At 72.2% G+C, this 25,063-nt stretch carries 23 protein-coding genes; 9 read left to right on the forward strand and 14 right to left on the reverse strand.

The window, feature by feature from the left end:
- Positions 1-60 precede the first annotated feature (60 nt).
- On the forward strand, positions 61-366 hold the full coding sequence (locus O2L01_RS01480) for a hypothetical protein (RefSeq protein WP_270119749.1): 306 nt from the start codon (positions 61-63) through the stop codon (positions 364-366).
- Between the two features lie 39 nt (positions 367-405).
- On the opposite strand, the gene O2L01_RS01485 is transcribed toward O2L01_RS01480, so the two are convergent.
- From O2L01_RS01485 to O2L01_RS01495, 3 genes are all read right to left on the reverse strand, one after another.
- Positions 406-2,835 carry a S8 family serine peptidase gene (locus O2L01_RS01485; RefSeq protein ID WP_270119750.1) on the reverse strand — a complete coding sequence of 810 codons (2,430 nt, stop codon included), beginning with the start codon at positions 2,833-2,835 and terminating at the stop codon, positions 406-408.
- A 104-nt stretch (positions 2,836-2,939) separates the two neighbouring features.
- A complete protein-coding gene (locus tag O2L01_RS01490; RefSeq protein ID WP_270119751.1) occupies positions 2,940-4,166 on the reverse strand; it encodes an MFS transporter in 1,227 nt (408 codons plus the stop codon).
- A complete protein-coding gene (locus O2L01_RS01495) occupies positions 4,147-4,752 on the reverse strand; it encodes a mycothiol-dependent nitroreductase Rv2466c family protein (protein ID WP_270119752.1) in 606 nt (201 codons plus the stop codon). Before O2L01_RS01495 ends, O2L01_RS01490 begins: the two co-directional genes overlap by 20 nt.
- A gap of 40 nt (positions 4,753-4,792) precedes the next feature.
- Here O2L01_RS01495 and O2L01_RS01500 point away from each other — a divergent pair, with 40 nt between their 5' ends.
- A complete protein-coding gene (locus O2L01_RS01500) occupies positions 4,793-5,317 on the forward strand; it encodes a MarR family winged helix-turn-helix transcriptional regulator (RefSeq protein WP_270119754.1) in 525 nt (174 codons plus the stop codon).
- A 158-nt stretch (positions 5,318-5,475) separates the two neighbouring features.
- Here the strand turns inward: O2L01_RS01500 and O2L01_RS01505 are convergent, their stop codons facing one another.
- The 3 genes from O2L01_RS01505 to O2L01_RS01515 form a co-directional block, all read right to left on the reverse strand.
- Positions 5,476-6,324: an NmrA family NAD(P)-binding protein gene (locus tag O2L01_RS01505; RefSeq protein WP_270119756.1), complete on the reverse strand. Its 849-nt coding sequence runs from the start codon at positions 6,322-6,324 to the stop codon at positions 5,476-5,478.
- A gap of 899 nt (positions 6,325-7,223) precedes the next feature.
- Complete coding sequence (locus tag O2L01_RS01510) at positions 7,224-7,607, reverse strand: maleylpyruvate isomerase N-terminal domain-containing protein (RefSeq protein WP_270119758.1); 384 nt, start codon at positions 7,605-7,607, stop codon at positions 7,224-7,226.
- A 76-nt stretch (positions 7,608-7,683) separates the two neighbouring features.
- A complete protein-coding gene (locus O2L01_RS01515) occupies positions 7,684-8,649 on the reverse strand; it encodes a helix-turn-helix transcriptional regulator (RefSeq protein WP_270119761.1) in 966 nt (321 codons plus the stop codon).
- An 84-nt stretch (positions 8,650-8,733) separates the two neighbouring features.
- Here O2L01_RS01515 and O2L01_RS01520 point away from each other — a divergent pair, with 84 nt between their 5' ends.
- From O2L01_RS01520 to O2L01_RS01535, 4 genes are all read left to right on the forward strand, one after another.
- Complete coding sequence (locus O2L01_RS01520; RefSeq protein ID WP_270119762.1) at positions 8,734-9,132, forward strand: VOC family protein; 399 nt, start codon at positions 8,734-8,736, stop codon at positions 9,130-9,132.
- A 2-nt stretch (positions 9,133-9,134) separates the two neighbouring features.
- On the forward strand, positions 9,135-9,488 hold the full coding sequence (locus O2L01_RS01525; protein ID WP_270119764.1) for a YdeI/OmpD-associated family protein: 354 nt from the start codon (positions 9,135-9,137) through the stop codon (positions 9,486-9,488).
- 41 nt (positions 9,489-9,529) lie between these two features.
- On the forward strand, positions 9,530-10,687 hold the full coding sequence (locus tag O2L01_RS01530) for an aminotransferase class I/II-fold pyridoxal phosphate-dependent enzyme (protein WP_270119766.1): 1,158 nt from the start codon (positions 9,530-9,532) through the stop codon (positions 10,685-10,687).
- Positions 10,688-10,876: 189 nt separating this feature from the next.
- Positions 10,877-11,821, forward strand: coding sequence for a DMT family transporter (locus O2L01_RS01535; protein ID WP_270119769.1), 945 nt, complete (start codon positions 10,877-10,879; stop codon positions 11,819-11,821).
- 1 nt (position 11,822) lies between these two features.
- Here the strand turns inward: O2L01_RS01535 and O2L01_RS01540 are convergent, their stop codons facing one another.
- The 8 genes from O2L01_RS01540 to O2L01_RS01575 all read right to left on the reverse strand — a co-directional run bounded on the left by O2L01_RS01540 (position 11,823) and on the right by O2L01_RS01575 (position 20,576).
- Entirely contained in the window at positions 11,823-12,104 is a 282-nt protein-coding gene (locus O2L01_RS01540; protein WP_270119772.1) for a hypothetical protein, read from the reverse strand.
- A gap of 27 nt (positions 12,105-12,131) precedes the next feature.
- Complete coding sequence (locus O2L01_RS01545) at positions 12,132-12,704, reverse strand: TetR/AcrR family transcriptional regulator (protein ID WP_270119773.1); 573 nt, start codon at positions 12,702-12,704, stop codon at positions 12,132-12,134.
- A 92-nt stretch (positions 12,705-12,796) separates the two neighbouring features.
- Positions 12,797-13,630, reverse strand: a complete 834-nt coding sequence (locus O2L01_RS01550) for an undecaprenyl-diphosphate phosphatase (RefSeq protein WP_270120474.1) — start codon at positions 13,628-13,630, stop codon at positions 12,797-12,799.
- Between the two features lie 229 nt (positions 13,631-13,859).
- Complete coding sequence (locus O2L01_RS01555; protein ID WP_270119775.1) at positions 13,860-15,449, reverse strand: alpha/beta hydrolase; 1,590 nt, start codon at positions 15,447-15,449, stop codon at positions 13,860-13,862.
- 102 nt (positions 15,450-15,551) lie between these two features.
- On the reverse strand, positions 15,552-16,439 hold the full coding sequence (locus O2L01_RS01560; RefSeq protein WP_270119777.1) for a carbohydrate ABC transporter permease: 888 nt from the start codon (positions 16,437-16,439) through the stop codon (positions 15,552-15,554).
- The gene (locus O2L01_RS01565) at positions 16,436-17,269 is read right to left on the reverse strand and encodes a carbohydrate ABC transporter permease (protein WP_270119779.1); all 834 of its coding nucleotides are present in this window, start codon (positions 17,267-17,269) and stop codon (positions 16,436-16,438) included. The genes O2L01_RS01560 and O2L01_RS01565 overlap by 4 nt, the downstream gene beginning before the upstream one ends.
- A 251-nt stretch (positions 17,270-17,520) precedes the next feature.
- Positions 17,521-18,870: an ABC transporter substrate-binding protein gene (locus tag O2L01_RS01570; RefSeq protein WP_270119781.1), complete on the reverse strand. Its 1,350-nt coding sequence runs from the start codon at positions 18,868-18,870 to the stop codon at positions 17,521-17,523.
- A gap of 62 nt (positions 18,871-18,932) precedes the next feature.
- A complete protein-coding gene (locus O2L01_RS01575; protein ID WP_270119783.1) occupies positions 18,933-20,576 on the reverse strand; it encodes a glycoside hydrolase family 13 protein in 1,644 nt (547 codons plus the stop codon).
- Positions 20,577-20,757: 181 nt separating this feature from the next.
- Here O2L01_RS01575 and O2L01_RS01580 point away from each other — a divergent pair, with 181 nt between their 5' ends.
- From O2L01_RS01580 to O2L01_RS01590, 3 genes are read left to right on the forward strand one after another with little or no spacing between them, the layout of a single operon-like run.
- On the forward strand, positions 20,758-21,780 hold the full coding sequence (locus O2L01_RS01580; protein ID WP_270119785.1) for a LacI family DNA-binding transcriptional regulator: 1,023 nt from the start codon (positions 20,758-20,760) through the stop codon (positions 21,778-21,780).
- 56 nt (positions 21,781-21,836) lie between these two features.
- Positions 21,837-24,365: a sensor histidine kinase gene (locus O2L01_RS01585; protein ID WP_270119786.1), complete on the forward strand. Its 2,529-nt coding sequence runs from the start codon at positions 21,837-21,839 to the stop codon at positions 24,363-24,365.
- The gene (locus O2L01_RS01590; RefSeq protein WP_270119787.1) at positions 24,362-25,036 is read left to right on the forward strand and encodes a response regulator; all 675 of its coding nucleotides are present in this window, start codon (positions 24,362-24,364) and stop codon (positions 25,034-25,036) included. The genes O2L01_RS01585 and O2L01_RS01590 overlap by 4 nt, the downstream gene beginning before the upstream one ends.
- Positions 25,037-25,063 lie beyond the last annotated feature (27 nt).

Consider the following 25,063-nt stretch of genomic DNA (forward strand, 5'->3'; position numbering starts at 1 on the left):
GCGCGAGCCCGAGGGCAATAGTGTTTCGCCGCGGGAGAGGCGTCATTATGCTTGGCGTTCATGGAGGAGTATCCGCTGGTCCGGGAGGTCTACCCGGAGCTGGTCGCCGAGCTGGCCCGGCTGCTCGAGGCCGAGGGCGAGCGGTACCTGGCGATCGTGGCGCACGACCTCCGGCTCGTCGCGCCGTGCGGGTGCGGGGACGATTTCTGCCAGAGCTTCCGCACCTCCGAGCATCCTCCAGGCACGCCTTATGGTCCAGGCCATCGGAACGTGCTGCTGGATCCCGAGGAGGGCATGCTCATCCTCGACGTCGTGGACGAGCGGATCGTCTACGTCGAGGTCCTGTCCCGCCCTCCGCTGGGCTGAGCGAGGGGGAACGGCGGGCCGAGGGCCCGCCGTTCCCGTTCATCGGGAGGCGGGCATGGGGGCGAGCGCGGCGTCGCCGTCGGCTTCGGCGATCGCGTTCGACGCGGCGAGCGCGAAGTCCTGGCGCAGGCCGTCCGAGGGGGCCGCGCCCGGCGCGTGCTGAGTGACCGAGACGCCGCGCACGCGGACGGTGTAGACGCCGTCCTCCGGTGCGGCCACGGTGATCTGCTGGACGTTGTTGGTGACGCGCGTGGCCGGGTTCGCGTCCCAGTTCAGGACCGCGCCGGACGGGGTCTCGAGCTGCAGGTACAGCTCGTTCACCAAGCCGCCCAGGCCTTCCAGTGAGGGCGCGTCCGTCCACACGAGCGTGAGCTTCAGCGGCGCGGCCGGGTCGGCGGCCTCGAGCCGGTAGCGGCGGATCTCGCCGGTCGCGACCGCGTCGTCAGGGGCGTCGGCGAAGCGGCTGCGGTCGGCGAGGCCGACGGCGCGGGTGACGTCGATCCGGCCGAAGCCGCTCACCGGGTTCGGGCCCTCGGGGACCTCGCCCGGGTACTGGCCGGGCATCGCGACCGCGCCGTTCACCAAGAGCGCCTTGAGCAGGGCCGCCGAGGGACGGCGGCCGTCCGCGAGGTGGCCCTGCTCGGTGAGGCGCTGGCGGACCAGCGCCGCCGCGCCCGCGACGAGCGGTGTGGCCATGCTCGTGCCGCCGCTCCAGCAGTACCGGTCGCGCAGCGGGTGGCCCTCGGGCAGGCGGCCCCACAGCGGCTCGTCGTCCCCGGCGTACACCGAGGTGAGCATCGACAGGATGTTCGTGCCCGGGGCGACCACGTCCGGTTTGATGCGCAGGTCGTCGGTGGGGCCGCGCGAGGAGAACGCAGCCATGCCGTCCGCGTCGTCCGAGACGTGCCCGGCCGCGCCGAGCTTCGGGTAGCGCCCGAGCTGGCTCCAGTTGCGGTCGATGCCGGGCGGCGGCTCGGAGCCGCTGGGGCGGCGGTTCTCGCTGGCGCCCACGGTGAGGCAGTTCTTGGCGGTGCCGGGCGAGCCCATCGAGTCGGGGTCGATGAGGCCGTCGCTGTCGGCGTCCGCGCCGTCGTTTCCGGCCGCGAAGAGCACCAGCATGTCAGGGTGCGTCCACATGAACTCGTCCACGGCGCGCGCGTTCTGCCCGTACTCCCCCGCGAGCGGCGCGCCCCACGAGTTGGTGTGGACGCGGGCGCCCGCCTCGTAGGCCTCGGCGAACAGGGCGCCGATGTCGCCGGGGATGCCGTACAGGCCCGAAGCCGGTGGGGGCCAAGGGTTCGTGAACGGCTGAAGGCCGGCGGCGGCGAGCTCGGCGCGGGACTTCCACCGGATCTTCTGGTTGATCGCCTGGAAGAAGAGCGTGGCCTCGGGGGCGATGCCCGCCGGGACGACGCCCGCGCCCGCTTGGCGGGCGGCCTCGCCGCTGCCGAGGACCGAGCCGGTGACGTGCGTGCCGTGGCCGGAGTCGGTGTCGGCCGGGCCGTCGTCGTGGCCGGGCGGGTCGTTCGTGAAGGGCGCCAGGACTTCCCGGGTGGGCCACGAGGTGATCCCCCTGATCCGGCCGCGCACGTCGGGATGCACGGTCTCGGGGTCGCCGTTGTCGAGCCCCGAGTCGGCGATCGCCACGATCTGGCCGGTTCCCGCGAGGGCGAGGTCGCCGAAGCGGTGGTCGGCGGGGACGCCCATGATCGCGGCGGCCTGGTCGTTGCTGGTCTGCGAGAACGCGTACGGCATGATCGCCTGCACGCCTTCGACATCGGCGAGTGCGGCGATGACGGAGCGGGGCACGCTCGCGACGAGGGACTTGGCGAGGGCGGTGAAGACCGAGCCGCCCGCGTCCCGGATGCGGCGGGCCAGCGCGGCGGTGTCCTCGCCGGGGAAGACGGCGACCTCGATCATCTGCGGGCCGTCGTCGGCGAAGTCGTCGGGGTCGACCGCGGCGAGGTAGGCGGCGTCGAGGTCGCGGCGCGGCGCGGGGTGGAGTTTCGGGGAGACCTTCATGGCCGGGCGGTACGGGGTGACCTCCTCGACGCAGGCGAGGGCCCGGATCGCTTCGGCGCGTTCGGGAAGGAACCCGGCGAGCATGGTGAAGCCGGAGAGGCTGCCGTGGAGCTCGGCGCCGGCCTCAGTGAGCTCGTCGAGCCAGGCGGCGGTGGGCGGGCCGATGAGTTTGACGAGGTAGTAGGCGGTTCGGCCGGGTTCGGGGGCGAGGGTGACGGCGGCTTGGGCGTCGAGCGCGGCGGCGAACCGGAAGCTGGCGCCGGCGGTCTGGACGGGCTGCTCGGGCAGGGGCGTGGTCTCGAGTCCCCGGGCGGCGAGGTCGCGGGCCTGCCGGGGCGTGCCGGTGACGAGGAGCTGATCGGGGTATTCGGCGAGGACTTCGGCGCCGGTGTCGTGGACGGTGGCGCGGTCGTCGCTGTTGCGAAGGGTCACAAGGAGTCTGGACATGAGGGCCTTCTTCGGAGGGGGTTGCCGGCCGTCCTGTCAGGGCGGTGGCGGGCGGCTCCTTTCAGGCTACGCCCCGATCACGTTGCGTAGGGTCCTCGCGATGGTCAGGCGGGGACGGCGACGGGCTGGGCGGTGACGCGGGCGGAACGGGTGCGGTCGGTGTGGAGGAGGAGGGCGCCGCCGGTGAGGACGGCGGCGGCGAGGGCGGCCCAGAGCTGCCAGGTGCCGGCGTCGAGGAGGAGGCCGAGGACCATGGGGGCGACGGTGCGGCACAGGGACCAGGAGAGCTGGTAGACGGCGAGGTAGCGGCCGCGGATGTGGTCGGGGGCGGCGTGCACGGCGAGGCTTTCGGCGGGCGCGGAGTGGATGAGTTCGCCCGCGGTGTAGACGACCGCGGTGGCGAGCACGGCGACGATCGCGATCGTGCCGCCGAGGGCGGGCAGGAGTGCGAAGGCCGCGAAGGAGAGCGCGAAGACGGCGGTGCCGAGGGCGGCGGCGCGGCCGCGGCGGGCCCGGATGAGGCGGCGGGCGACGGGGACGCCGAGCCCGGCGACGAGGGCGGTGTTGACGGCGAAGACGAGCCCGGCGACGGCGTCGGGGATGCCCACGTCGCGGGTGAGGAAGACCGGGAGCGCGATGGCCTGGGCGGTGTAGCCGAAGCCGATGAGGAAGTTCGCGACGGTGATCTTCAGGTAGGGGCGGTCGGCGAGGACGTCGCGATAGCCGCCTTCCGCGCGCACGGTCGTTTCGGGCGCGGTGGTGTCGCGTTGCGCCGGAACGAGGGCGACGAGGACGGCGGCTGCGGCGAAGGCGGCGGCGAGGGCCAGGGCCGCGGCGAGGTAGCCGGTGCCGCCGCCCACGGCGAGCATCGCGGCGGCCGCGAGGGCGCCGAACCCCATGCCGCCGTTGCGGAGGCTGCGGTTCCAGGCGAGGAGCCGGTCTCGTTCGGCGCCTTCGGCCATCTCACCGATGAGGGATTGCTGACTGGGCGCGGAGGCCCACATGCCGACGGCGACGGCGAGCGCGACGGCGAGGAACGCCGGGTAGGAGGTGGCGAGGGGGTAGAGCGCGAAGGCGACGGCGCGGAGGGCGAGCGAGCCGATGTAGACGCGCTTGCCGCCGTGGCGGTCGATGAGGACGCCCACGGCGGGCATCGCGGCGAGGGCGCCGAGGCCGGCGAGGGTGAGGCCGGTGCCGATGGCGGTGAGGGACTGGCCGGTGAGGGCGTGCACGAAGAGCATGGTGAGCGGCACGTAGATGCCGTTGCCGATGGCGTCGACGAAGCTCGCGGCGATGAACCGGCGGCGGGCGCTAGGAGAGGTCGAGCGCATTGCGCCTCCGCTTCAGTTCGGCGAAGGCGTCGAGGCCGGCGAGGGTCCGGAACGCTTCGAAGAGGTCGGTGGCCTGGCGGCCCTTGGGGATCGAGGTGAGGACGGGCCCGAAGTGGCCGATGCCGTCGATGACGGTGAGGGGCGTGCCGGACTCCTCGCCCACGGCGTCCTGGCCGTTCTGGTGGCTCTCGCGCAGGGCCGCATCGAAAGCCGTGTCGTGGGCGGCTGCGGCGAGTTCGGCGGGGAGGCCGGTCTCGGCGAGGGCGGCGGCGATGACGCGGTCGAAGTCCTTGTCGCGGCCGAGGTGGATGCGGGTGCCGAGGGCGGTGTAAAGGTCGCGGAGGACGCCGGGCCCGGCGTGCCGTTCGGCGGCGGCGCAGACGCGGGCGGGACCCCAGGCGCGGTCGTTGAACTCGCGGTACCAGGGTTCGAGTTCGCGGTGCTCGTTGAGGACGGCGAGGCTCATGATCCGGAAGCGGAGCTCGATGGCTTGGGCGCGTTCGACTTCGAGGAGCCAGCGGGAGGTGATCCAGGCGAAGGGGCAGGCGGGGTCGAAGTAGCAGTCGACCACGGTTTTATCTTCCATGGAAGACATACTATCTTCCGCGGAAGGTACAATGCAAGTCATGAACGCGGATGCGACGACCGACACGGTTGAAGAAGACACTGCCGAAGAAGACGCTGTCGAAGCGATGGTGGGACAGTGGCGGCGCGAGCGCCCGGACCTCGACGCCTCGCCGATGCTCGTGGTGGGCAGGATGTTCCGGCTCGTCGGGGCCTGGGACCGCGAGCTGCGCGGGCCCTTCGCCGAAGCGGGCCTGGGCAACGGCGACTTCGACGTGCTCGCCGCACTCCGCCGGGCCGGTGCGCCTCACGCGCTCTCGGCGGGCGAGCTGAGCCGCACCGTGCTGGTGACCACCGGCGCGATCACGAAGCGGGTCGACCGGCTCGAAGCCGCCGGCTGGGTGAACCGCTCAGTGGCGGAGGAAGACTCGCGCGGCCGCCGGATCACCTTGACCGAAGCGGGCCTGCGGCTCACGGACGAACTCATGGAGGTCCACCTCGCGAACCAGCGAAGGCTCATCGAAACCCTGTCCCCCGAAGAGCGCACCGAACTGGAACGCCTGCTCAAGAAGCTCGCAACGCAGTGAGCGGTCGCGACCGGCCGGACCCGTGACATGACGATCACCGAGGCCCGGCCGGTCGCGCCGGCCGCTAGGACCCGGCGCCCTCAGCCGCCCCGCGCGGAGCCCCCTCGGGGGCCCCCCCGCCCCCCCCCCCCCCCCCCCCGGGCGGGCCCCCCCGGCCGCTAGGACCAGGCGCCTTCAGCCGCCGCGCGCTTCGCCCAATCGGCGAAGGCGACCGGCTTCCGGCCGAGCACCTGCACGACACCGTCGGCCACGTCGCCGATCTTGCCCTCGCGCATGACCCGGTACATCACATCCAGGAAGAACACCAGGTCCTCGGGCAGCTGCTCGGCGCGCAGCGCAGCGGCGTAGTCCTCGGGGCTCACCGGCTGGAACACGATGGCCTTGCCTGCGGCCTCCGCAATCGCCTCGACCGCCGCTTCGAACGTGAGCGACTCGGGGCCGCTCAATTCGTACGTGCGGCCGTGGTGGCCGTCTTCGGTCAGCACGACCGCGGCAACGGCCGCGATGTCCTCCACGTCGATGAACGGCTCCACCGTGTCCTCCACCGGCAGGAACAGCTCGCCGGCCCGGATGGCCTCCAGCATGTCCCCTTCGCTGAAGTTCTGGTTGAAGTTGTTGGCCTGCAACACAGTCCACTCAACCCCCGAGGCCTTCACAGCCTCCTGAGCCGCATACATCCCGACTGCTTCGGGACCGACGCCGGCCGCTTCGGCCAGCACCTCGATACGGCGGCCCGACTGGGCGACCAGGCGGCGCACACCGGCCTTCGCCGCGGATGCCGCGACCGCTTCTGCCGGGAACGGCTCGTCCGGCGGAATCAGGTAGGCGGCCGAAACGCCCTCGAAGGCGGCCGCCCACGTCGACTCGTCATGCCAGTCGAAGCGGATCTCGGTGCTCCGCGAGACGGCCCGGACGCTGTGCCCGGCTTCGCGAAGCTGTGCGGTGAGGCGGCGGCCGACCTTGCCGGTAGCGCCGGTGACCAGGATGATTTCGTTCTCGTTGCTCATGTCCCCCAGTCAAGTCGATCCGGGGTGGACTTCCCATCGCTAGGACGCCACGATCCATGTGCGTTCGTCTACGCCCCCTTCGATCCTTGGAAGATGGTGCGTGCCTTGCACAACCGACTCAGTTGCACGGGTCCTCTACTGCCCGGCCGAACCTTGCCGCTGCTCAGGACTTACTCGCCTGACATGTGCCTCGTTCGGAGCACTGCCGCCGGTCGAGGTGATCCCGACCGACGATCTCCCGCCCAGTACGACCCATCAAGGGGCCGTAGTCAGCTGCGGAACGCGATAGCACGAGAGGATGAGATCGGACGCCCCCAACAGGAGGAGAACCCTGACTTACCGGGTCGTCGCCTCGGAATCGGTCCGGTTTGCGAGAGGCCAGAGGCTTGGCTCAGTCTGCTTGCACCTACTCAACACCTGTACGTTTTCCCTGTCCTTGTACGTACCTCAAGTATCCGCCGCTCAACACCCACCGTCATCACCCAAAGGGATACAAGACCCTCACATTCCGCGCCGGACCCGCTGTGCCGCAAGGAAACCCGCCCGGTCCCCGAACCCGACCCGAGCCCCGCCATCCCACCCGATCAGACCCGCCGCCCCGTCGTCGCCGCCCGCCTGAACCCGGCCCCACCAAACCCCCGGCCACGGCAGCGGCCCGAAGCCGGGCGGCCAACACCGCCCAGCCTCACGCGCTCTCAGGCGGAGGCGGTCCACTCCGGATCGCGGCCGAGGTACCGCAGCAGGGCGGCCACGGCGTCATCGCCCTCCTGCGGTTCCAACGCGGCAGCGTAGGCGCCCCAAGCACGCAATGGCTCGACGATCTGCTTGGCCGCCACCAGAATCGCGCTCGCAGCCTCCTCAGTGAGCGGCTGGGCCTGACCCGTCGCCTTCGCGATGTCTCAGGCGTGCACCGCCGCATCCAGGGCGCAGGCGCCGATGCCGGTCACCGCGTCAAGCGTGTTGGGCGGCACGGGAACGGCGACGGCGGCATCATCTTCGGCGATGATCGCCCAGGCTTCGGCGGCGGCCTCGGTCGCGGCCGAGACGAGCGCGACCGGGTCGGTGGTGAGCGTTCCCGAAGGGGCGAACGGGTTCTCGGCCGGGCCGTCGCCGCCGGTGATCGCGGCGTAGTAGGCGAGCTGGTCCCCCGCGGCGTGCTGGATCACCTGAGTGACGGTCCACTGGTCGCACGGCGTGGACAGGTCCCACTGGTCGGCGCCGACGCCCTTGACGGTGTCGAGCAGAGCGTTGTGGGCTTCGGCGAGGAGGGGCCAAGCGGTCATGTCGTAACTCCTTCGATTCTGCCGGATGTTCCGGCTTCCATACGATAAGCATAGCAGAACGGAATGCTTTATTCCATTACATGCCGGAGGTATTTTCGGCGGCGGCCGCGTATCGCGCGGCCAGGACCCGCAGATGGTCCCGGAGTGCTTGCGGCCCTTCCACATCAAACGGAAGATCGAGCGCAGTGATGTAGTTCGTCAGGTCCCTCAGGGAGTCGCTGCCGGTGCGCCACAGGCACGCGTCGTCCCCGGCGGGTTCGAGGAGGCCGCTGCCGGGCGGGAGCATCGCGGCGACGCGTTCGACGGGCGCGTGGAGGCGGATCACGGCCTGGTGCCGCCAGGCGTTGTGGCCCAGCCCGCGCAGGACGTGCGCGACGGCCCCCTCCGGCGGTTCCTTCGGAGTGAACCTGGGGCCGTTGGGGATTCGCGGGCGGATGCGGTCGGCGCGGTAGGTGCGCCAGTCCTCGCGGTCGACGTCCCAGGCCAGGAGGTACCAGCGCCGCTCGGTGTAGACGAGCCGGTGCGGCTCGGCCCGGCGGCGCGACTCCTCCCCCGCGCGGTCGCGGTAGTCGAACCGCAGCTGCTCGTGCCGGTAGACGGCCTCCGCGATCGCGGTCACGACCTCCGCGTCCACGGTCGGACCCGCGCCTGCCGCTGAAGCCGTTGCGGCCCTGAGCATGTCGATGCGGTGGCGCAGGCGCGAGGGCATCGTCTGCTCGAGCTTCGCCAGCGCCCGCAGCGAAGTCTCCTCGATCCCGGCGACCGAGCCGGAGGCCGCCGCCCGCAGGCCCACGGCGACCGCGACGGCCTCCTCGTCGTCGAGCAGCAGGGGCGGCATGGCGTTCCCGGCCTCCAGGCGGTAGCCGCCGGCACTGCCCGTGGTGGAGTGCACGCGGTAGCCGAGCTGCCGGAGCCGGTCGATGTCGCTGCGCACTGTGCGGGTCGTGACGTCGAGGCGGGCGGCGAGCGCCGCGCCGGTCCAGTCGCGTTGGGCCTGCAAGAGGGCGAGGACGCGGAGCAGGCGTGCGGAGGTCTCCAGCATTTCCCGATTCTCGCACGCATTGAGGAAGCGAATCTTCCGCAGTGGGTCATAGCTTGGGGTTCGACGACGACGAAGGAGACGCACATGCTGCGAGGAATCAGCACCATCAGCTATTTCGCCGAGGACCTGGAGGCCGCCAAGGCCTGGTACACCGAGCTGCTCGGCGTCGAGCCGTACTTCGAGGTGCCCGGCGGCTACGTCGAGTTCCGCGTGGGCGACTACCTCCACGAGCTGGGGATCGTGCAGGGCGCCTGGGCGCGGCACGATCTGGGCGCGGCGCCCGGCGGCGCGATCGCGTACTGGCACGTGGACGACCTCGGGGCCGTGATCGAGCGGCTGGAGGCCATGGGCGCCAAGGCGTACGAGCCGCGGACGGCGCGCGGGGAGGGGTTCGAGACGGCCTCGTTCCTCGACCCGTTCGGGAACGTCCTCGGCGTCATGTTCAACCGGCACTACCTCGACACGCTCGCGGCGAGGTCCTGATCATGGAGTACCTGGACCTCGCCGACCGCGACGAGTGGGAGGCCTGGCTCGCGGCCCACCCGGGCGAGCGGTCGGTGTGGCTGCGGATCGGCAAGGAGCGCTCGCCCGAGGGGCGGCTGCGGATCGGGCCGGCGCTCGAAGCCGCGCTGTGCTTCGGGTGGATCGACGGCCACCGCAAGGCCCTCGACGGCGACTCGTTCCTCCAGCGGTATTCGCCGCGCACCAAACGCAGCCCGTGGTCGCGGCGGAACCGGGGCATCGCCGAAGCGCTCGTCGCGGCGGGCCGGATGCGGCCCGCCGGGCTCGCGGAGATCGAACGCGCGAAGGCCGAGGGGCGGTGGCCCGACGCGGCTTGATGGCATGATGGCCGCAGCAACGGCTGCGACGAGGAGGCACCATGAGCGGACCCGGCCGGCGGCCCGAGACCACGATCTTCACCACCATGTCCGCGCTCGCGCAGCGGCACGGCGCGGTGAACCTGGGGCAGGGCTTCCCCGACGAGTCCGGGCCGTCGCACATCATCGAGGCCGCCGCGCGGGCGATGCGGGACGGGCACAACCAGTACCCGCCGCTCGCGGGCATTCCCGAACTGCGCCGGGCGATCGCGGCCCACCAGCGGCACTGGTACGACCTCGCGCCCGATCCGGACGAGGGCGTCACCGTGACGGCCGGGGCCACCGAGGCGCTCACGGCGGCGATCCTCGCGTTCGTCGATCCCGGCGACGAGGTGATCGCGCTCGAGCCGAGCTACGACTCCTACAAGGCCGCGGTCGCCATGGCGGGCGGGACGCTCGTGCCGGTGCGGCTCGACGCCCCTGAAGGCGCGCAAGGGCATTGGCGGCTCGACCCGGCGCGCCTGGCCGCCGCCGTCAGCGATCGGACGCGGCTGCTGCTCGTCAACTCGCCGCACAACCCCACGGGCACGGTCCTGGACCGCGAGGAGCTGGGCGCGATCGCGGCGCTCGCGGTCGAGCGCGACCTGATCGCGGTCACGGACGAGGTGTACGAGCACCTGGTCTTCGACGGGCGCGAGCACGTGCCGCTCGCGACGCTGCCGGGCATGTGGGACCGCACGGTGACGATCGGCTCGGCCGGGAAGACGTTCTCGGTCACCGGCTGGAAGATCGGCTGGGCGACCGGCCCGGCGGAGCTCGTGGCACGGGTCAAGGACGTCAAGCAGTGGCTGTCGTTCGCGTCCGGCACCCCGTTCCAGTACGGGATCACGGAGGCGCTGGCCTCGGGCGACGGGTTCTACCGGGAGTATGCGGCGGGGTACCAGGAGCGGCGCGACGTGATGGTGGCCGGGCTCGCGGCGATCGGCTTCGACGTGCACGAACCGGAGGGCACCTACTTCGTGACGGCGGGCATCGCGCCGTTCGGGCACGAGGACGGGCTGCGGTTCTGCCTCGAGCTGCCCGAGCGCTGCGGGGTCGTGGCCGTCCCGACCCAGGTGTTCTACCTTGACCAGGCGCCCCGGGCCGAGGTGCGGTTCGCGTTCTGCAAGCGGCTCGACGTGATCGAGGAGGGCCTCAAGCGGCTCCGCGCGGGGCTGTGAGGCCGCGGGGCTGGACCGGGCCGGGACCGGACGGTAGGGTGGCGCGCATGCCTTTGGGTTTCCTTCCCCCGCCCGCCGCCTGAGGCGGGCATCTGAGCCGTTGCCGCGCAAGGCGTTCTGAGCCTCGCGCTGATTGAGGCATGCCCGCAGACGTGAGTCCACCGTCCGCGACGCTCTTTCGGAGACCGCATGTCCACTGCCACGTCCACCCTGCCCGCCCGACCCGCCGAACCCCGGGCCCGGCGCGGCCTCGGGTACCTCACCGTCACCGGCCTCGCCTGGGGCACCACCGGCGCCGCCGCCGAACTCGTCTACCGCGCCGGCGATCTCGGCCCGTCTGCCGTCTCGTTCTGGCGCCACCTCGGCGGCCTCGTCCTGCTCCTGGCGTTCACTGCGCTGCGGCCCAAGCGAAACCGGGTCACGGCGGCCGCGCCGCTGCGGCGGCGGGCGCCGCTCCTGATCGGCGTCGGGATCGGCATGGCGGTCTTCCAGACCGCGTACTTCGCGGCCGTCGAGGCCACCGGGGTCGCCGCCGCCACGCTGCTCACGCTCGGATCAGGGCCGATCCTCACCGCGCTCGGCAGCAGGCTGCTCCTGGGTGAACGCCTCGGCCGCGGGGGCGCGCTCGCCGTCGCGGGCGCGGTCACCGGCCTCGGGGTGCTCGTGCTCGGCAACGGCGCGGGGGTCATCGACCCGGCCGGGGTCGCGCTCTCGCTGCTCTCCGCCGCCGGGTACGCGGCCGTGACGCTCCTCGGCCGCGCCACCGGCCGCCGCAGCGACGGCGAGGACCCGTTCACGCTCACCATGTGGTCCTTCGGGATCGGCGCGGCCGTCCTCTTCGTGCCCGCCTGGTTCGAGGGCCTGACTCCGACCACGGGCGACCCGGTGTTGACGTTCGCGATCGTCGGCTACCTCGCGGCGTTCACCACCGCGCTCGCGTACCCGCTGTACTTCGCGGGCGCAGCGCGGGTGCGGGCCACGACGGCCTCGGTGATGATGCTCATCGAGCCGGTCACGGCCGCATTCCTCGCAGTGGCGCTCCTGCATGAACCGCTCACGCTCGCCACGGTCGCGGGCGCGGTGGTCCTGCTCGGCTCGATCACGGCGCTCGCGCTGGCCGAGTCGCGGCGCTGACTCACTCGCGGCCGAACGCGCCGATCCGGGCGTGGAAGAGCCCGATGAGGAGCACGCCGACCGCGATCGACACCCCGCCGGGCCACGGCTCGGCGGGGAGGTCGGCGGCCGCGAGCGCCAAGGCGCCCAGGCAGATCCCGGTCCAGCCGGCGACGAGGTTGGGCACGGGGCCGCCGCCGAACACGCTCGGGTACCGCTCCTTGGTGATGCCCTTGATGAAGTGCGGGATGCCGTTGCCGATCATGAGGCCCGCCAGGAGGCCGAGAAGGATCGCTTGGGTCATGGCCGTGTTCCGTTCTGTCGCTTGGTGTCAGGGTCGGCTCGTGAGCCCGCGCACGGCGAGGTCCACGAGCTGTCGGAGGCGCGAGCGCATCTGCTCGGCGGTGGCCGATGAGCGGGCGATCCCGACCATCGCGTCCGTGAGCAGCACCGCCGCGTCCTCGGCGGACATCGCGTCGCCGAGAAGGTCGAGTTCGGGGGCGTCCTCGAGTACTGCAGTGACGAGGGCCGCGTAGCGCGCCTCCGACTCGGCGACCAGGTCGGCGGCGAGGGCGGCGGCCTCGCGCACGAGTTCCTGCCGGTAGTCGGCGGCGACGGTGCTCGCGGCGAAGTCGAGCTTCACCCGGAGCAGTGCGAACAGTCGGTCGGCGGTGGTCACGCCCGTGGCGCTCGCGGCCAGCGCGGCGGCGTGGAGTTCGGCGCCAACGGTTTCGACGACGGCGCGGAAGACGGCGGTCTTGTTCGGGAAGTACTGGTAGACCGCCGGGCGGGAGACGCCGGCCGCCTGGGCGAGGAGGTCCATCGTGGTCTTGCGGAACCCGTAGCGGCCGAACACCGGCACAGCGGCGGCCACGATCGCGTCACGGGTGGTCTCGGCTGTCATACTGACATTCTTTGCTTATTTCGTCAGATTGTCAAATCCGGAGACGCGAAAGGGCCGGTCGATGCGACCGGCCCTCGTTGCAGTGCTGGGGTTCAGTGGGCCGAGAGGTAGCCCGTCTCGAGCATGATGACGACGATGACGCCGAGGATGCAGCGGTACCAGACGAAGATGAAGACGCTGTGCTTGGCGACCCACTTGAGCATCCAGTGCACGGCCGCCAGGCCCACGAAGAACGCGATGATGGTCGCCACGAGCATCTGCGCGCCGCTCGGAACCGAGCCCTCGGTGGCCGGGTCGAACACGTCGCCGAGGCTGAGGATGCCCGCGCCGAACACGGCGGGGATCGCGAGCAGGAACGAGTACCGGGCCGCGACCGTGCGGTCGAGGTTGATGAACAGGCCGGCCGTGATCGTGCCGCCCGAGCGGGAGACGCCGGGGATGAGCGCGCCCGCCTGGGCGAAGCCGAGGATGAGGCCGTCCTTCATGCGGAAGTCGTCCCAGGTGCGGGTCTTGCGGCCCACCAGTTCGGCGAGCGCGAGGAGCAGGCCGAAGAAGATGAGGCTGAAGGCGACGAGCCAGAGGTTGCGGGCGCCGTCGCGGATCGCGTCCTTGAAGATGAGGCCGAAGAACACGATGGGGAGGGTGCCGATGATGACGTACCAGCCGAGCCGGTAGTCGGTCTCGCCGCGCTGCTCCTTGTCCCACAGGCCTTTCCACCAGGCCACGAGGATGCGGACGATGTCCTTCCAGAAGTAGAGGAGGACGGCGGTCTCGGTGCCGAGCTGGGTCACCGCGGTGAACGACGCGCCCGCGTCCTCTTCGAAGAACAGGGCCGAGGTGAGGCGCAGGTGGGCCGAGGAGGAGATCGGCAGCATCTCGGTGAGGCCCTGGACGACCCCGAGCACGATGGCCTCGAACCAGGTCATGTCGACCACGGGGAGGCCTCCTTCCGGGCACGGGTGCTGCGGGGGGACGTGTGCATTGGCGCTTCTTTCGTCACATCGACGGTCAGGCGTCGCGGGGGGCTCATCGCGGCTCGCCGCGCGACGGGGACATCTTGCCAGACTCGGACTGTGACCGGACGACACACACGGCGGGGAGTGAGGCGCGCCGGGCCCGTGCCCTAAGGGGACGCGGACCCGTTCGGGGGTGCGGTCAGCGGAGTTCCTGCGGGCATTTCAGGCCGGCGGCGGGGACGTCGAGGTCGACGAGGTAGGCGGTGACCGGGTCGTCGATGCACTTGTGGCCCAAGGCGTACGCGGTGTGGCCGCTGCCTTCGTAGGTGAGGAGGACGCCGTCGTCGAGGCCGTCGGCGACGGACTGGGCCCAGTCGTAGGGCGTGGCGGGGTCGCCGATGTTGCCGACGAGGACGACCGCGGGCGAGCCCTTGCCGCTCACGGACTCCGGGCCGGGTTCGGAGGCGGACCAGGAGGCGCAGGGCAGGTAGCTCCAGGCGATGCCGGCGCCGAAGAGGTCGGAGTTGCCGTAGGCGGTCTGGGCGCTGTCCTGGTAGTCGTCGAAGTGGTCCGGGTTGTCGCGGTCGACGCATTGGACGCCGTAGAAGTTCGCCTCGGTGTCGCGGCGCGGCAGCGGGAGCGGCGGGAGCCGCCGGGGCTGGAAGCGGGAAGCGCCGGTGGCGCCGGCGAGGTCTTCGAGCTGCTGGGCGAGTTCGCGGTCGGCGGTGGTGCCGGCGGCGGCGAGGAGCTTCTCGAGGGCGGCCCATTTGGCCTCGCTGTAGAGGCTCTCGGAGACCATGTTGAGCATGTCGCCGACGGTGAGCTGCCCGCCGAGGGCGCCTTGAATGTCGGTGAGCATGGCCTTGAGCTGGGCGTCGGCGGTGTCGGCGCTGGTGAACGGGCAGCCTTCGATGGTGAGGCAGTAGGCGATGAAGTCGTGCCAGGCGGTCTCGAAGCCGGTGGCCTGGCCTTCGGCGAGGTCGAGCACGGAGCCGGAGGTGCGCATGACGCCGTCGAGGACCATGGCGCGGACCTTCTCGGGGTAGAGGTAGAGGTACATCTGGCCGATGTAGGTGCCGTAGGAGTAGCCGAGGTAGGTGAGTGCGTCGTCGCCGAGGGCGTTGCGCATGACCTCCATGTCGCGGGCGACGTTCTCGGTGCCCATGTTGGCGAGGAAGTCGGCCTTGACCTCCTGGGTGCAGCCTTCGGCGAGGGTGGCGGCGCCGTCTTCGAGGGCGGAGGCCTCGGCGTCCGGGATGGCGGCCGGTTCGTCGGTGTAGACCTGGGTGAGGGCGGCGTCGAAGGCGTCGTCGCTGCCGCAGGTGAGGTTGCGGCTGGCGCCGACGCCGCGGGGGTCGAAGCCGACGACGTCGAACGCGGCGGTGACGTCGGCGGGCAGGAACGGGGACATGGCGAGTTCGATGCCGGAGCCGCCGGGCCCGCCGGGGTTGACGAGGAGCGAGCCGGTGCGGTCGCCGGTGGCGGGGTGCCGGACCATGGCGATCGCGACGCGGTCGCCGCCGGTGTCCTCGTAGTCGACCGGGACGGTGACCGCGCCGCATTCGAGGGCCTCGGCCCACGCGGTCTGCACGGCGTTCAGTTCGGCGTCGCCGTACATGTCCGCGAGATCGCAGTCGCCCCATTCGACGCCGGTGACCTCCTCTTGGACGGTGGCGACGCCGCTGCGGGCCTTGGCCGAGCCGTTGCCGTCGTAGTCCTGGCCGCAGGCGGCCAGCGCCGCCGCCGCGAGGACCGCGGCGGCGGCGCTGAGCGTGGCCGTTCGCTTCATGCCGACTCCTTGTGCCCGCGCGGCCGTGCCGCGTCCCGTGCGGTGTTGCACGCACTCTAAGTCGGCGGCGTCCGGTTCGGCATGGTTTCAGGTGATCAAGGGTCAGCCCTTGACGGCGCCGCCGAGGCTGGCGCCGTTGAGGAAGAGCCGCTGGAAGACCAGGAACAGGCCGATGGGGATGAGCGAGGAGATCGCCAGGGCCGCGAGGAACACGTCGAGCTCCACGAACTGCTGGAGGATCGGCAGGCGCACCGAGAGCGGCTGGAGCTCGGGGTCGGGGAGCACGAGCATCGGCCAGAGGAAGTCCTTCCAGGAGGCGATCACGGCGAAGACGGAGACGACGCCGATGATCGGGCGGGACATGGGCAGCACGATCGACCAGAACAGGCGGTAGGGTCCGGCGCCGTCCACGCGGGCCGCTTCGAAGACCTCGCGCGGGAGGTTCGCGAAGAACCGCTGCATGAGCAGCACGTTGAAGGCGTTGGCCCCGGCGGGGAGCCAGACGGCCCAGAACGTGTTGAGCATGGAGGTGCCGAGCAGGGGCGGGTCGAGGACGGTGAGGTAGAGCGGGACGAGTAGGACCACGCTGGGCACGAACAGGGTCGCGAGGATCGCGCCGGAGAGGTACTTGCCGATGCGGGGGCGGAGGATCGCGAGCGCGTAGCCGCCGGTGGCGGCGACGAGGAGCTGCACGGCCCAGGAGCCGGCGGCGAGGGCGACGGTGTTGAGGAAGTACTTGTCGATCTCGACGCGGGTCCAGGCCTCCGCGAGGTTCGCGAAGTCGAAGCCGTTGGGCCAGAACACCATCGGCGTGCGCAGGGTGTCCTGGGTGGGGGTGACGGCGGCTTTGAGGAGCCACAGCATCGGGCCGAGCCCGGCGACGGCGAGGCCCGCGAGGAGCGCGCCGTGGGCGAGGCGGGCGGTCCATCGGACGCTGGGGCGCTTCCAGTCGGTGGGCGCGAGCAGGCCGCGGTCAATGGCATTGCTCATGAGCCGCTCCAGGATCGGGTGAGGCGGAAGTACAGGGCGGAGAACGCCGTCAGCACGAGCGCGAGGAGGAGGCTGAGGGCCGCCGCCGCGCCGTAGTCGCCGCCGAGGGAGTTCGTGAACGCGTACCGGTAGATCAGCAGCAGGAGCGTGAGCGTGCGGTTCGCGGGACCGCCGTCGGTGAACAGGAACGGTTCGAGGAAGACCTGCGCGGTGCCGATGATCTGCAGGATGAAGGTGATGAGGAGGATGCCGCGCAGTTGCGGGAGGGTGATGTGCCACAGCTTGCGCCACACGCCCGCGCCGTCGATCTCGGCGGCCTCGTAGAGGCTCGGGTCGACGCCGGTGAGGGCGGCGAGGTAGATGATGACGGTGCCGCCCGCGGCGGCCCAGGTCGCCTCGAGCACGAGCGAGGGCATCACGATGTCCGCGTCCTGCAGCCAGGCGAAGGGGCCCAGGCCGATCCAGCCGAGGACGGTGTTGAACACGCCGTCCTCCCCCGCGTCGTAGAACAGCTTCCACAGCAGGACCGCGACCACCGGCGGCACGACCACCGGGAGGTACGCGAGGGCGCTGAAGAGGCCGCGCAGGCGGCGGGCCTCGCTCATGAGGATCGCGGCCACGAGCGGGACGGGGTAGCCGAAGACCAGCGCGAGCACCGCGAAGTACCCGGTGTTCTGCACGGCCGTCCACAGTTGCGGGTCGGCGAAGACCTGCTGGAAGTTCGCGAACCCGACCCACACGGGATCGGCGACGAGATTGGTGCGCTGGAAGCTCATCACGACCGCGCGGCCGATGGGGAGCCAGGAGAACACGCCGAAGACGAGCAGCATCGGCGCGAGGAACACGAGTGTCGGGAGGCCGCCGCGGGCGCGGGCCAGCGGCCCGCGGCGTGCGGGGCGGGCCCGGGGGGGGGGGGGGGGCCGGGCGGCCGGGGGCCCGGCGGGGGGGGGGGGGCGGGGGGGGGGGTGGGGGGGGGCCGGCGCCCCGGGGCGGCCGGGCCGGCCCGCGGTGGGCGGGGCGCCCCGCACGCCGGTGACACCGGCGGGGCGGGTGTCGATCGAGGTCATGTCGGTCGTGTCCCCTACGCGGCCGCGTCGATCGCGGCCTGGGCGTCGGTCTGGGCCTGGGCGAGCAGGGCGTCCGCGTCGGCGTCCTCCTCGGTCAGGACCGTCTGGACGACGGCGTCGAGGACGGCGTAGACCTCCTGGGTGGCGTGCACCGGCTCGGTGAGCAGCGGCTGGTCGAACACCTGGGAGGTGTACGGCGCCATCTGGTCGACCGGGACGTTCACGTACTCGGCGATCCAGGACCGCGCCTCGTCGTAGGCGGCCTTGTCGAACACGGGCAGTTCGGGGGCGCCGACGGGCTGGCCGGTCTCGGCCTTCACCTCGGCGTCCGCGACCGCCGCGGCCTGGTCGGTGAGCTTCTCCATGTAGTAGAAGTCGATCCACTCCACGGCGGCGGCCTGCTCGTCCGGTTCGGCGTTCGGGCTCACGGCGGCGAGGGTGCCGCCGCCGAGGACGCCCGCGTCGGGGCTCGCGGCGAGCGGAAGCACGGTCAGGCCGTAGTCGTCGGGGTTGAGGGCGTTCTGAGTGAAGAGGTTCCCGTAGTTGCCGCCGCCCGAGACGTACATGCCGATGCGGCCGGAGGCGAAGGCCTGGTTGATGGTCGCCCAGTCGTACAGGAAGTCGTCGCCCATCGAGCCGTCCTCCCAGCGCATGTCGTGGAGGCGGGTCAGGGCCTCGCGCATCGCGGGCGTGTCGATCGTGGCCTGCCCGTCGGCCTCGGTGCGGCCGCCGAGGGCGTTGACGACGGTGGTGAGGATCCAGCCGCCGGTGTTGTCGTTGGTCATCACGGCGTACCCGGCCTCGCCGGTCGCGTCCGTGATGGCCTTGGCGGCGGTGCGGACCTCGTCCCACGTGGTCGGCGGGGCGTCGGGGTCGAGCCCGGCGGCCTCGAAGAGGGTGCGGTTGTAGTGCAGCCCTTGGCCGTACGCGGCGATCGGGATCGCCCACAGGTCGCCGTCGGCGTCCTCGCCGGCGGCGGCGATGTTCGGGTTGTAGCTGTCGCGGTAGGGCAGTTCGGCGGTGAGGTCGCCGATGTCGGCGATCTGGCCGCGCTCGATGAGGCCGCGGCCGTCGGTGAAGGGCACCGTGAACACGTCCGGGAGGGTGCCGCCCGCGAGCTGCGCGGTGAAGGTGCCGGCGGTCCAGGTGTACTCCTGGGTCTCGACGGCGATGTCCGGGTGGGCGTCCTCGAACTGGGCGATGCGGGCGTCGAAGGCGTCGATCGCGGCCTGCTCCAGGCCGGCGTCGATGGTGACGGTGATGTGGGTGCGGCCGTCGTCGGGTTCGTCGTCCGAGCAGGCGGCGAGGCCGACCGCGGCGAGGGCCGCGGCCGCCACCGCGGCGGCGGTGCGAGAGGGTTTCATCGGTAGTGCTCCTTGTCGGTTCATCATTGAGCCTTCTTGCGGGCGTTGAGGGAGGGGCGGGCTCAGGTCCGCAGCCACACGGCGGCGTCCCGGGCCAGGCGGCCGTTCGCGAGCGGCGCGCTGGCGATCAGGACCTCGGTGTGGGCGGGCAGGTCCGCGGGTGCGTCGCCGAGGTTGACGACGCAGGCGACGTCCTCGCCACGCCGGAAGGCGAGGGCGTCGGGTGCGGTCGCGATCCAGGCGAAGTCCTCGCCCCGCAGCGCGGGTTCGCTGCGGCGCAGGCGGATCGCCTCGCGGTAGAGGTTGAGGAAGGAGTCCGGGTCGTCCGCTTGGGACGCGGCGGCGTACTCGCCCCAGCCGGCGGGCTGGGGCAGCCAGGCGGCGCCGGTGTCGTTGAAGCCGAACGCGGGGCCGGTCGCGGTCCACGGCAGCGGGACGCGGCAGCCGTCCCGGCCGGGGTCGGTGCCGCCGGAGCGGAAGTGCATGGGGTCCTGCCGCGAGCCCTCGGGCAGGTCCTCCACTTCGGGCAGTCCGAGTTCGTCGCCCTGGTAGACGTAGAGGACGCCGGGGAGCGCGGCGGTGAGCAGCGCGGCCGCGCGGGCCCGGCGGGAGCCCAGGGCGAGGTCGGTCGGGGTGCCGAAGCGCTTGGCGGTGAAGGCGAACGAGGAGTCCGCGCGGCCGTAGCGGGTGACGGGCCGGGTCACGTCGTGGTTGGAGAGCACCCAGGTCGGGGGCGCGTCGACGGCGGCGTGGGCCGCGAGGGTGGTCCGGATCGACTCGGCCAGTTCGGCGGCGTCCCAGGGGCGGGCCATGAAGTCGAAGTTGAAGGCCATGTGCATCTCGTCGTCGCGGAGGTAGCGCACGAACCGGTCGGCGTCCTCGAGCCAGACCTCGCCGATGAGGAGGCGGGGTTCGGCGTAGGAGTCGGCGGTCTTGCGCCAGCTCCGGTAGACGTCGTGGACCTCGTCGCGGTCCATGTGGGGGTGGCGGCCGGGTTCGGGATGCGCGGGGACCTCGGGGAGGGCGGGGTCCTTGGCGGGCATGGTGGCGGAGTCGATGCGGATGCCGGCGGCGCCGCGGTCGTACCAGAAGCGGAGCACCGCTTCGTGTTCGGCGGCGACGTCGGGGTGGTTCCAGTTGAGGTCGGGCTGCTCGGGGGCGAAGAGGTGGAGGTACCACTGGCCGGGCGCGCCGTCGGGTCCGGCGGTGCGGGTCCAGGTGCCGCCGCTGAAGCTGGAGGTCCAGCGGGTGGGCGGCTCGTCGCCGTGCTCGCCTTTGCCGTCGTGGAACCAGAAGCGGTCGCGGGCGGGGTGGCCGGGCGGGGCGGCGAGGGCTTCCTGGAACCACGGGTGCTGGTCGGAGACGTGGTTGGGGACGATGTCGACGATGGTGCGGATGCCGTGGTCGAGGGCGGCGGCGATGAGGTCCTCGGCGTCGGCGAGGGTGCCGAAGGCGGGGTCGACGGCGCGGTAGTCGGCGACGTCGTAGCCGCCGTCGGCCTGCGGCGAGCGGTACCAGGGGGTGAACCAGAGGGCGTCGACGCCGAGGGCGGCGAGGTAGGGGAGGCGGTCGCGGACGCCGGCGAGGTCGCCGGTGCCGTCGCCGTCGGCGTCCGCGAAGCTGCGCGGGTAGACCTGGTAGATCACCGCGCGCCGCCACCAGTCGGGGGCGGACGCGGGGTCGGCGGTGGGGTTGGCCGGGTGCAAGACGGCTCCGTTCCTTTGCTGTGAGCGCGCCTAGGGCATGTCGCAGGGTGGGATGTAAGCCCTGCACATGCTAGGTTTAGCGCTATACCTAGCTCGGTAGCTTAGACCCGGGTGACAGACTTGTCAACGGCGGGCGCCGGGCCGCCCCCGCGACAACGCCTGCTGATCAGGAGGAACCCCCTTGGCCGTCACGCTGAAGGACATCGCCGCCGAGGCCGGGGTGAGCCTCATGACCGTGTCCAACGTGGTCAACGGCAAGCAGGCCCGCGTCTCCGCGGCCACCCGCGACCGCATCATGCGGATCGTCGAGGACCGCGGGTACGTGCCCAGCGCCTCCGCCCGCAGCCTCGCCGCCAAGTCCTCCCGCCTCGTCGGGCTCCTCGTGCCCGCCGAGGACGAGGCGAGCCTGACCATCAGCCCCCACACCGTCGAGGTCATCGGCATGCTCGAACGCGAGCTGCGCCGCCTCGACTACCACCTCATGCTGCGCGGCATCGCCCACCGGGCCGAGATCACCGAGGCCCTGCGCTCATGGCACCTCGACGGCGCGGTCCTCCTCGGCTTCCTGGACGCCGAGATCGACCGCCTCAACGTCCGCACCGTGGGCGACGTCGCGCTCGTCGCGATGGACTGCTACTCCGAGAACCCGCTCGCCCTCGGCGTCCGCTCCGACGACTTCGGCGGCGCCGCCCTCGCCACCGAACACCTTGCGGCCCTAGGGCACCGCCGCATCGCCTTCGCCGGGCCCGGGTTCTCCGCCACGGGCGTCGTGCGGCGCCGCTTCGAGGGGTACCGGCACGTGCTGGGCGAGCACGGGATCGCGTACGACCCCGAGCTGGTGTCCGCCGTCGAGATCACCCGCGGCGATGGCGTCGCGTACGGGCGGCGGCTCGCCCGCGAGCGACCGGACGTCACCGCCGTGGTCACCACCGCCGACCTCCTCGCCATCGGCACCGTCGAAGGCCTGCGCGCCGAGGGCCGGTCCGTGCCCGGAGACGTCTCGGTGATCGGCTACGACGACGCGGACATCGCCGCGTACGTGACGCCGAAGCTCACCACCGTCGCCCAGGACCTGCCCGGGAAGGCCGCCGAAGCCGTGCGGCTCATGATGGGCCGCCTCGCCGGCGACGCGCGCCCCGCGGCCGCGACCACCCTGCCGGTGCGCCTCGTCGAGCGCGAGACCGCCGCGCCGCCGCGAAGTTGAGCACCTTTGACGGTTTCTTTATGGCCGCCGCCCCCGGCACGGGGAATGATGGGTCCGTGTCACGTGGACAACTGCGGATCTACCTCGGCGCGGCCCCCGGGGTCGGCAAGACCTTCGCCGCGCTCGAAGAGGCGCAGCGGCGCAGGGAGCGCGGCACCGACGTGGTCGTCGGATTCGTGGAGACGCACGGGCGGCCGCACACGACCGCCCTGCTCGACGGCCTGGAGGCCGTACCCCGCAAGGTCCTCGACGGCATCGCGGAACTCGACGTCGCGGCCGTGCTCGCGCGGGCGCCGAAGGTCGCGATCGTCGACGAGCTCGCGCACACCAACGCGCCGGGCGCGCGCAACATGAAGCGCTGGGAGGACGTCGACGAGCTGCTCGACGCCGGGATCGACGTCATCTCCACGGTGAACGTGCAGGACCTCGCGTCGCTCAACGACGTCGTCGCCCAGATCACCGGCGTGCCGCAGGAGGAGACCGTCCCGGACGAGGTCGTGCGCCGCGCCGACCAGGTCGAACTCGCGGACATCACCCCCGAGGCGCTGCGGCGGCGCATGGTCCACGGCAACGTCTACCCGCCCGAGAAGGTCGGGCCCGCGCTCGCCAACTACTTCCGGGTCGGGAACTTGACCGCGCTGCGCGAGATCGCGCTGCTGTGGCTGGCCGACAAGGTCGAGGACCAGCTCGAGCAGTACCGCGAGGCCCAGCACATCACTGCGACCTGGGAGTCGAAGGAGCGCGTCGTCGTGGCGCTCTCCGGCGGCGACGAAGGCGACACGCTCATCCGGCGGGCCGCGCGGATCGCGGCGCGCTCGGGCGGGGCCGACCTCAAGGCCGTGTACGTCGCGTCCGGCGACGGCCTCACCAGCGCCCGATCCGCACGGAACCTCGCCCGGCAGCGCAACCTCGTCGAAGACCTCGGCGGCTCCTACCACCAGGTGGTGGGGCGGGCGATCCCGAACGCGCTCTTGGAGTTCGCGCGCGGCGTGAACGCGACCCAGCTGGTGCTCGGGGCCTCCAGCCGGGGCCGGTTCGCGCAGATGCTCTCGCGCGGCGTCGGCGTCACGACCACGGCGAGCTCCGGGAAGATCGACGTCCACCTGGTGAGCCACGAGCGGGTCGCGGCCGTGAAGCGCGGCCGCGGGGGCCGCGGCATGATCGGCCGGGGCCGCCGCGGGTTCGGGATCGCGCTGGCGCTCATCGGGGTCCCCGCGCTGTGCATGGCGCTGCTGCCGCTCCACGAGGAGCTCTCGCTGACGACGATGATCCTCATCGTCCTCACCGCCGTCATGGGTCTGACGCTCGCCGGCGGCATGTGGCCGGCGCTGCTCGGCGCGCTCGCGGGTAGCCTGCTGCTCAACTACTTCTTCACCAAGCCCTACAACACGTTCAAGATCCACGACCAGGAACAGCTGATCTCCCTGGCGATCTTCATCGCCCTCGCACTCGGCGGCGCGAGCGTCGTGAACCTCTCGGCCGCACGGGCCCGGGTCGCCGCGCGCGCCAGCGCCGAGGCGCAGACCCTGGCGACGCTCGCGGGCACCGTGCTGCGCGGCGGCAGCCGGGTCGAGGACCTCCTCGAACGGCTGCGCGAGACGTTCTCGCTCGATTCGGTGACGCTGCTGGAGCGCACCGAGGCCGGGGCCGGGCCGGCCGAGCGGCAGGACCCGCGGCTGTGGCGGGTCGTCGCGTGCGCGGGCGAGGGCTGCACGAGCCCGGGCAGGGCCGAGAACGACCTGCCGATCAACGACGACCTCGCGCTGGCGCTGCGAGGGCACACGCTCGACGCGGCCGACCGGCGGATCGCGCAGGCCTTCGCGATGCACGCGGCCGCCGCGCTCGAACACGAGCGGCTGGAGCGGCAGGCGGCGGCCGTGCAGCGGCTCACCGACACGGACAAGCTGCGCACGGCGCTGCTCGCGGCCGTCTCGCACGACCTGCGCACCCCGCTCGCGTCCGCGCGGGTCTCGGTGTCGAGCCTGCGGTCCACTGGGGACCTGTTCACGCCGGAGGAGCGGGACGAGCTGCTGGAGTCCGCCGAGACCTCGCTCTCGCGGCTCACGAGCCTGGTGGACAACCTGCTCGACATGAGCCGCCTCCAGGCCGGGGTGCTCGGCGCGAACCCGGTGCCGGTGGCCTTGGACGACGCGGTGCCGTGGGCGCTCGACGAGCTCGGCGACCCCGCGGCGGCCGTGCGGCTCGACGTGGCCCCGGACCTGCCGGAGGTGCGGGCCGATCCCGGTCTGCTGCAGCGGATCCTGGTGAACATCGTGGCGAACGCGCTGCGGTTCAGCCCGGCGGGCGAGCCGCCGCTGGTGATCGCCGGGAAGCAGGGCGACCTCGTGGAGCTGCGCGTCGTCGACCGCGGCCCGGGCGTGCCGGACGAGAGCCGCGAGATGATGTTCACGCCGTTCCAGCGGCTCGGCGACCGCAACAACACGAGCGGCGTGGGCCTCGGGCTCGCGCTCTCGCGCGGCCTCGCCGAGGCCATGGGCGGCTCGCTGGTCGCCGAGGCGACCCCGGGCGGCGGACTGACGATGGTGCTGGCGCTGCCGCAAGTGCATGAGAAGGGCACGGAGTGATCAAGATCCTGGTCGTGGACGACGAACCGCAGATCGCGCGGGCACTGCGGATCAATCTGAGCGCGCACGGGTACGAGGTGACCACCGCGCCCGACGGGGCGCAGGCGCTGCGCGCCGCCGCCGGGGTCGTGCCCGACCTGGTGGTGCTCGACCTCGGCCTGCCCGACATGGACGGCACCGAGGTCATCACGGGCCTGCGCGGCTGGACGAGCGTGCCGATCCTGGTGCTCTCGGGCCGGGCCGCCAGCGCCGAGAAGATCGCCGCGCTCGACGCCGGCGCGGACGACTACGTGACCAAGCCCTTCGACATCGGCGAACTCCTCGCCCGCGTCCGGGCCGCCACCCGCCGCGGCAACGCGGCCGGCGACTCGCCGGTCACCGAGATCGGCGGCGCGACCGTCAACCTCGCCGTCCGCGAGGTCAAGCGCGACGGCAAGGAAGTGCGGCTCACGAAGACCGAGTGGCAGCTCCTCGAGGTGCTGCTGCGCAATCCGGGCAAGCTCGTGGGCCAGCGCGAGCTGCTGCACCGCGTCTGGGGCCCGAACTACGACCGCGAGACGAACTACCTGCGCCAGTACATGGCGCAGCTGCGCCGCAAACTCGAAGCCGACCCGGCCCGGCCGGTCCACCTCCTCACGGAGCCGGGCATGGGCTACCGCTTCCGGCCCTGACGCCTGGCGCCCGGTTCGTACGATGTG

Origin of the sequence: Glycomyces lechevalierae, assembly GCF_027622945.1 — a bacterium.
GTDB classification, from domain to species: Bacteria; Actinomycetota; Actinomycetes; order Mycobacteriales; family Micromonosporaceae; genus Glycomyces; species Glycomyces rutgersensis.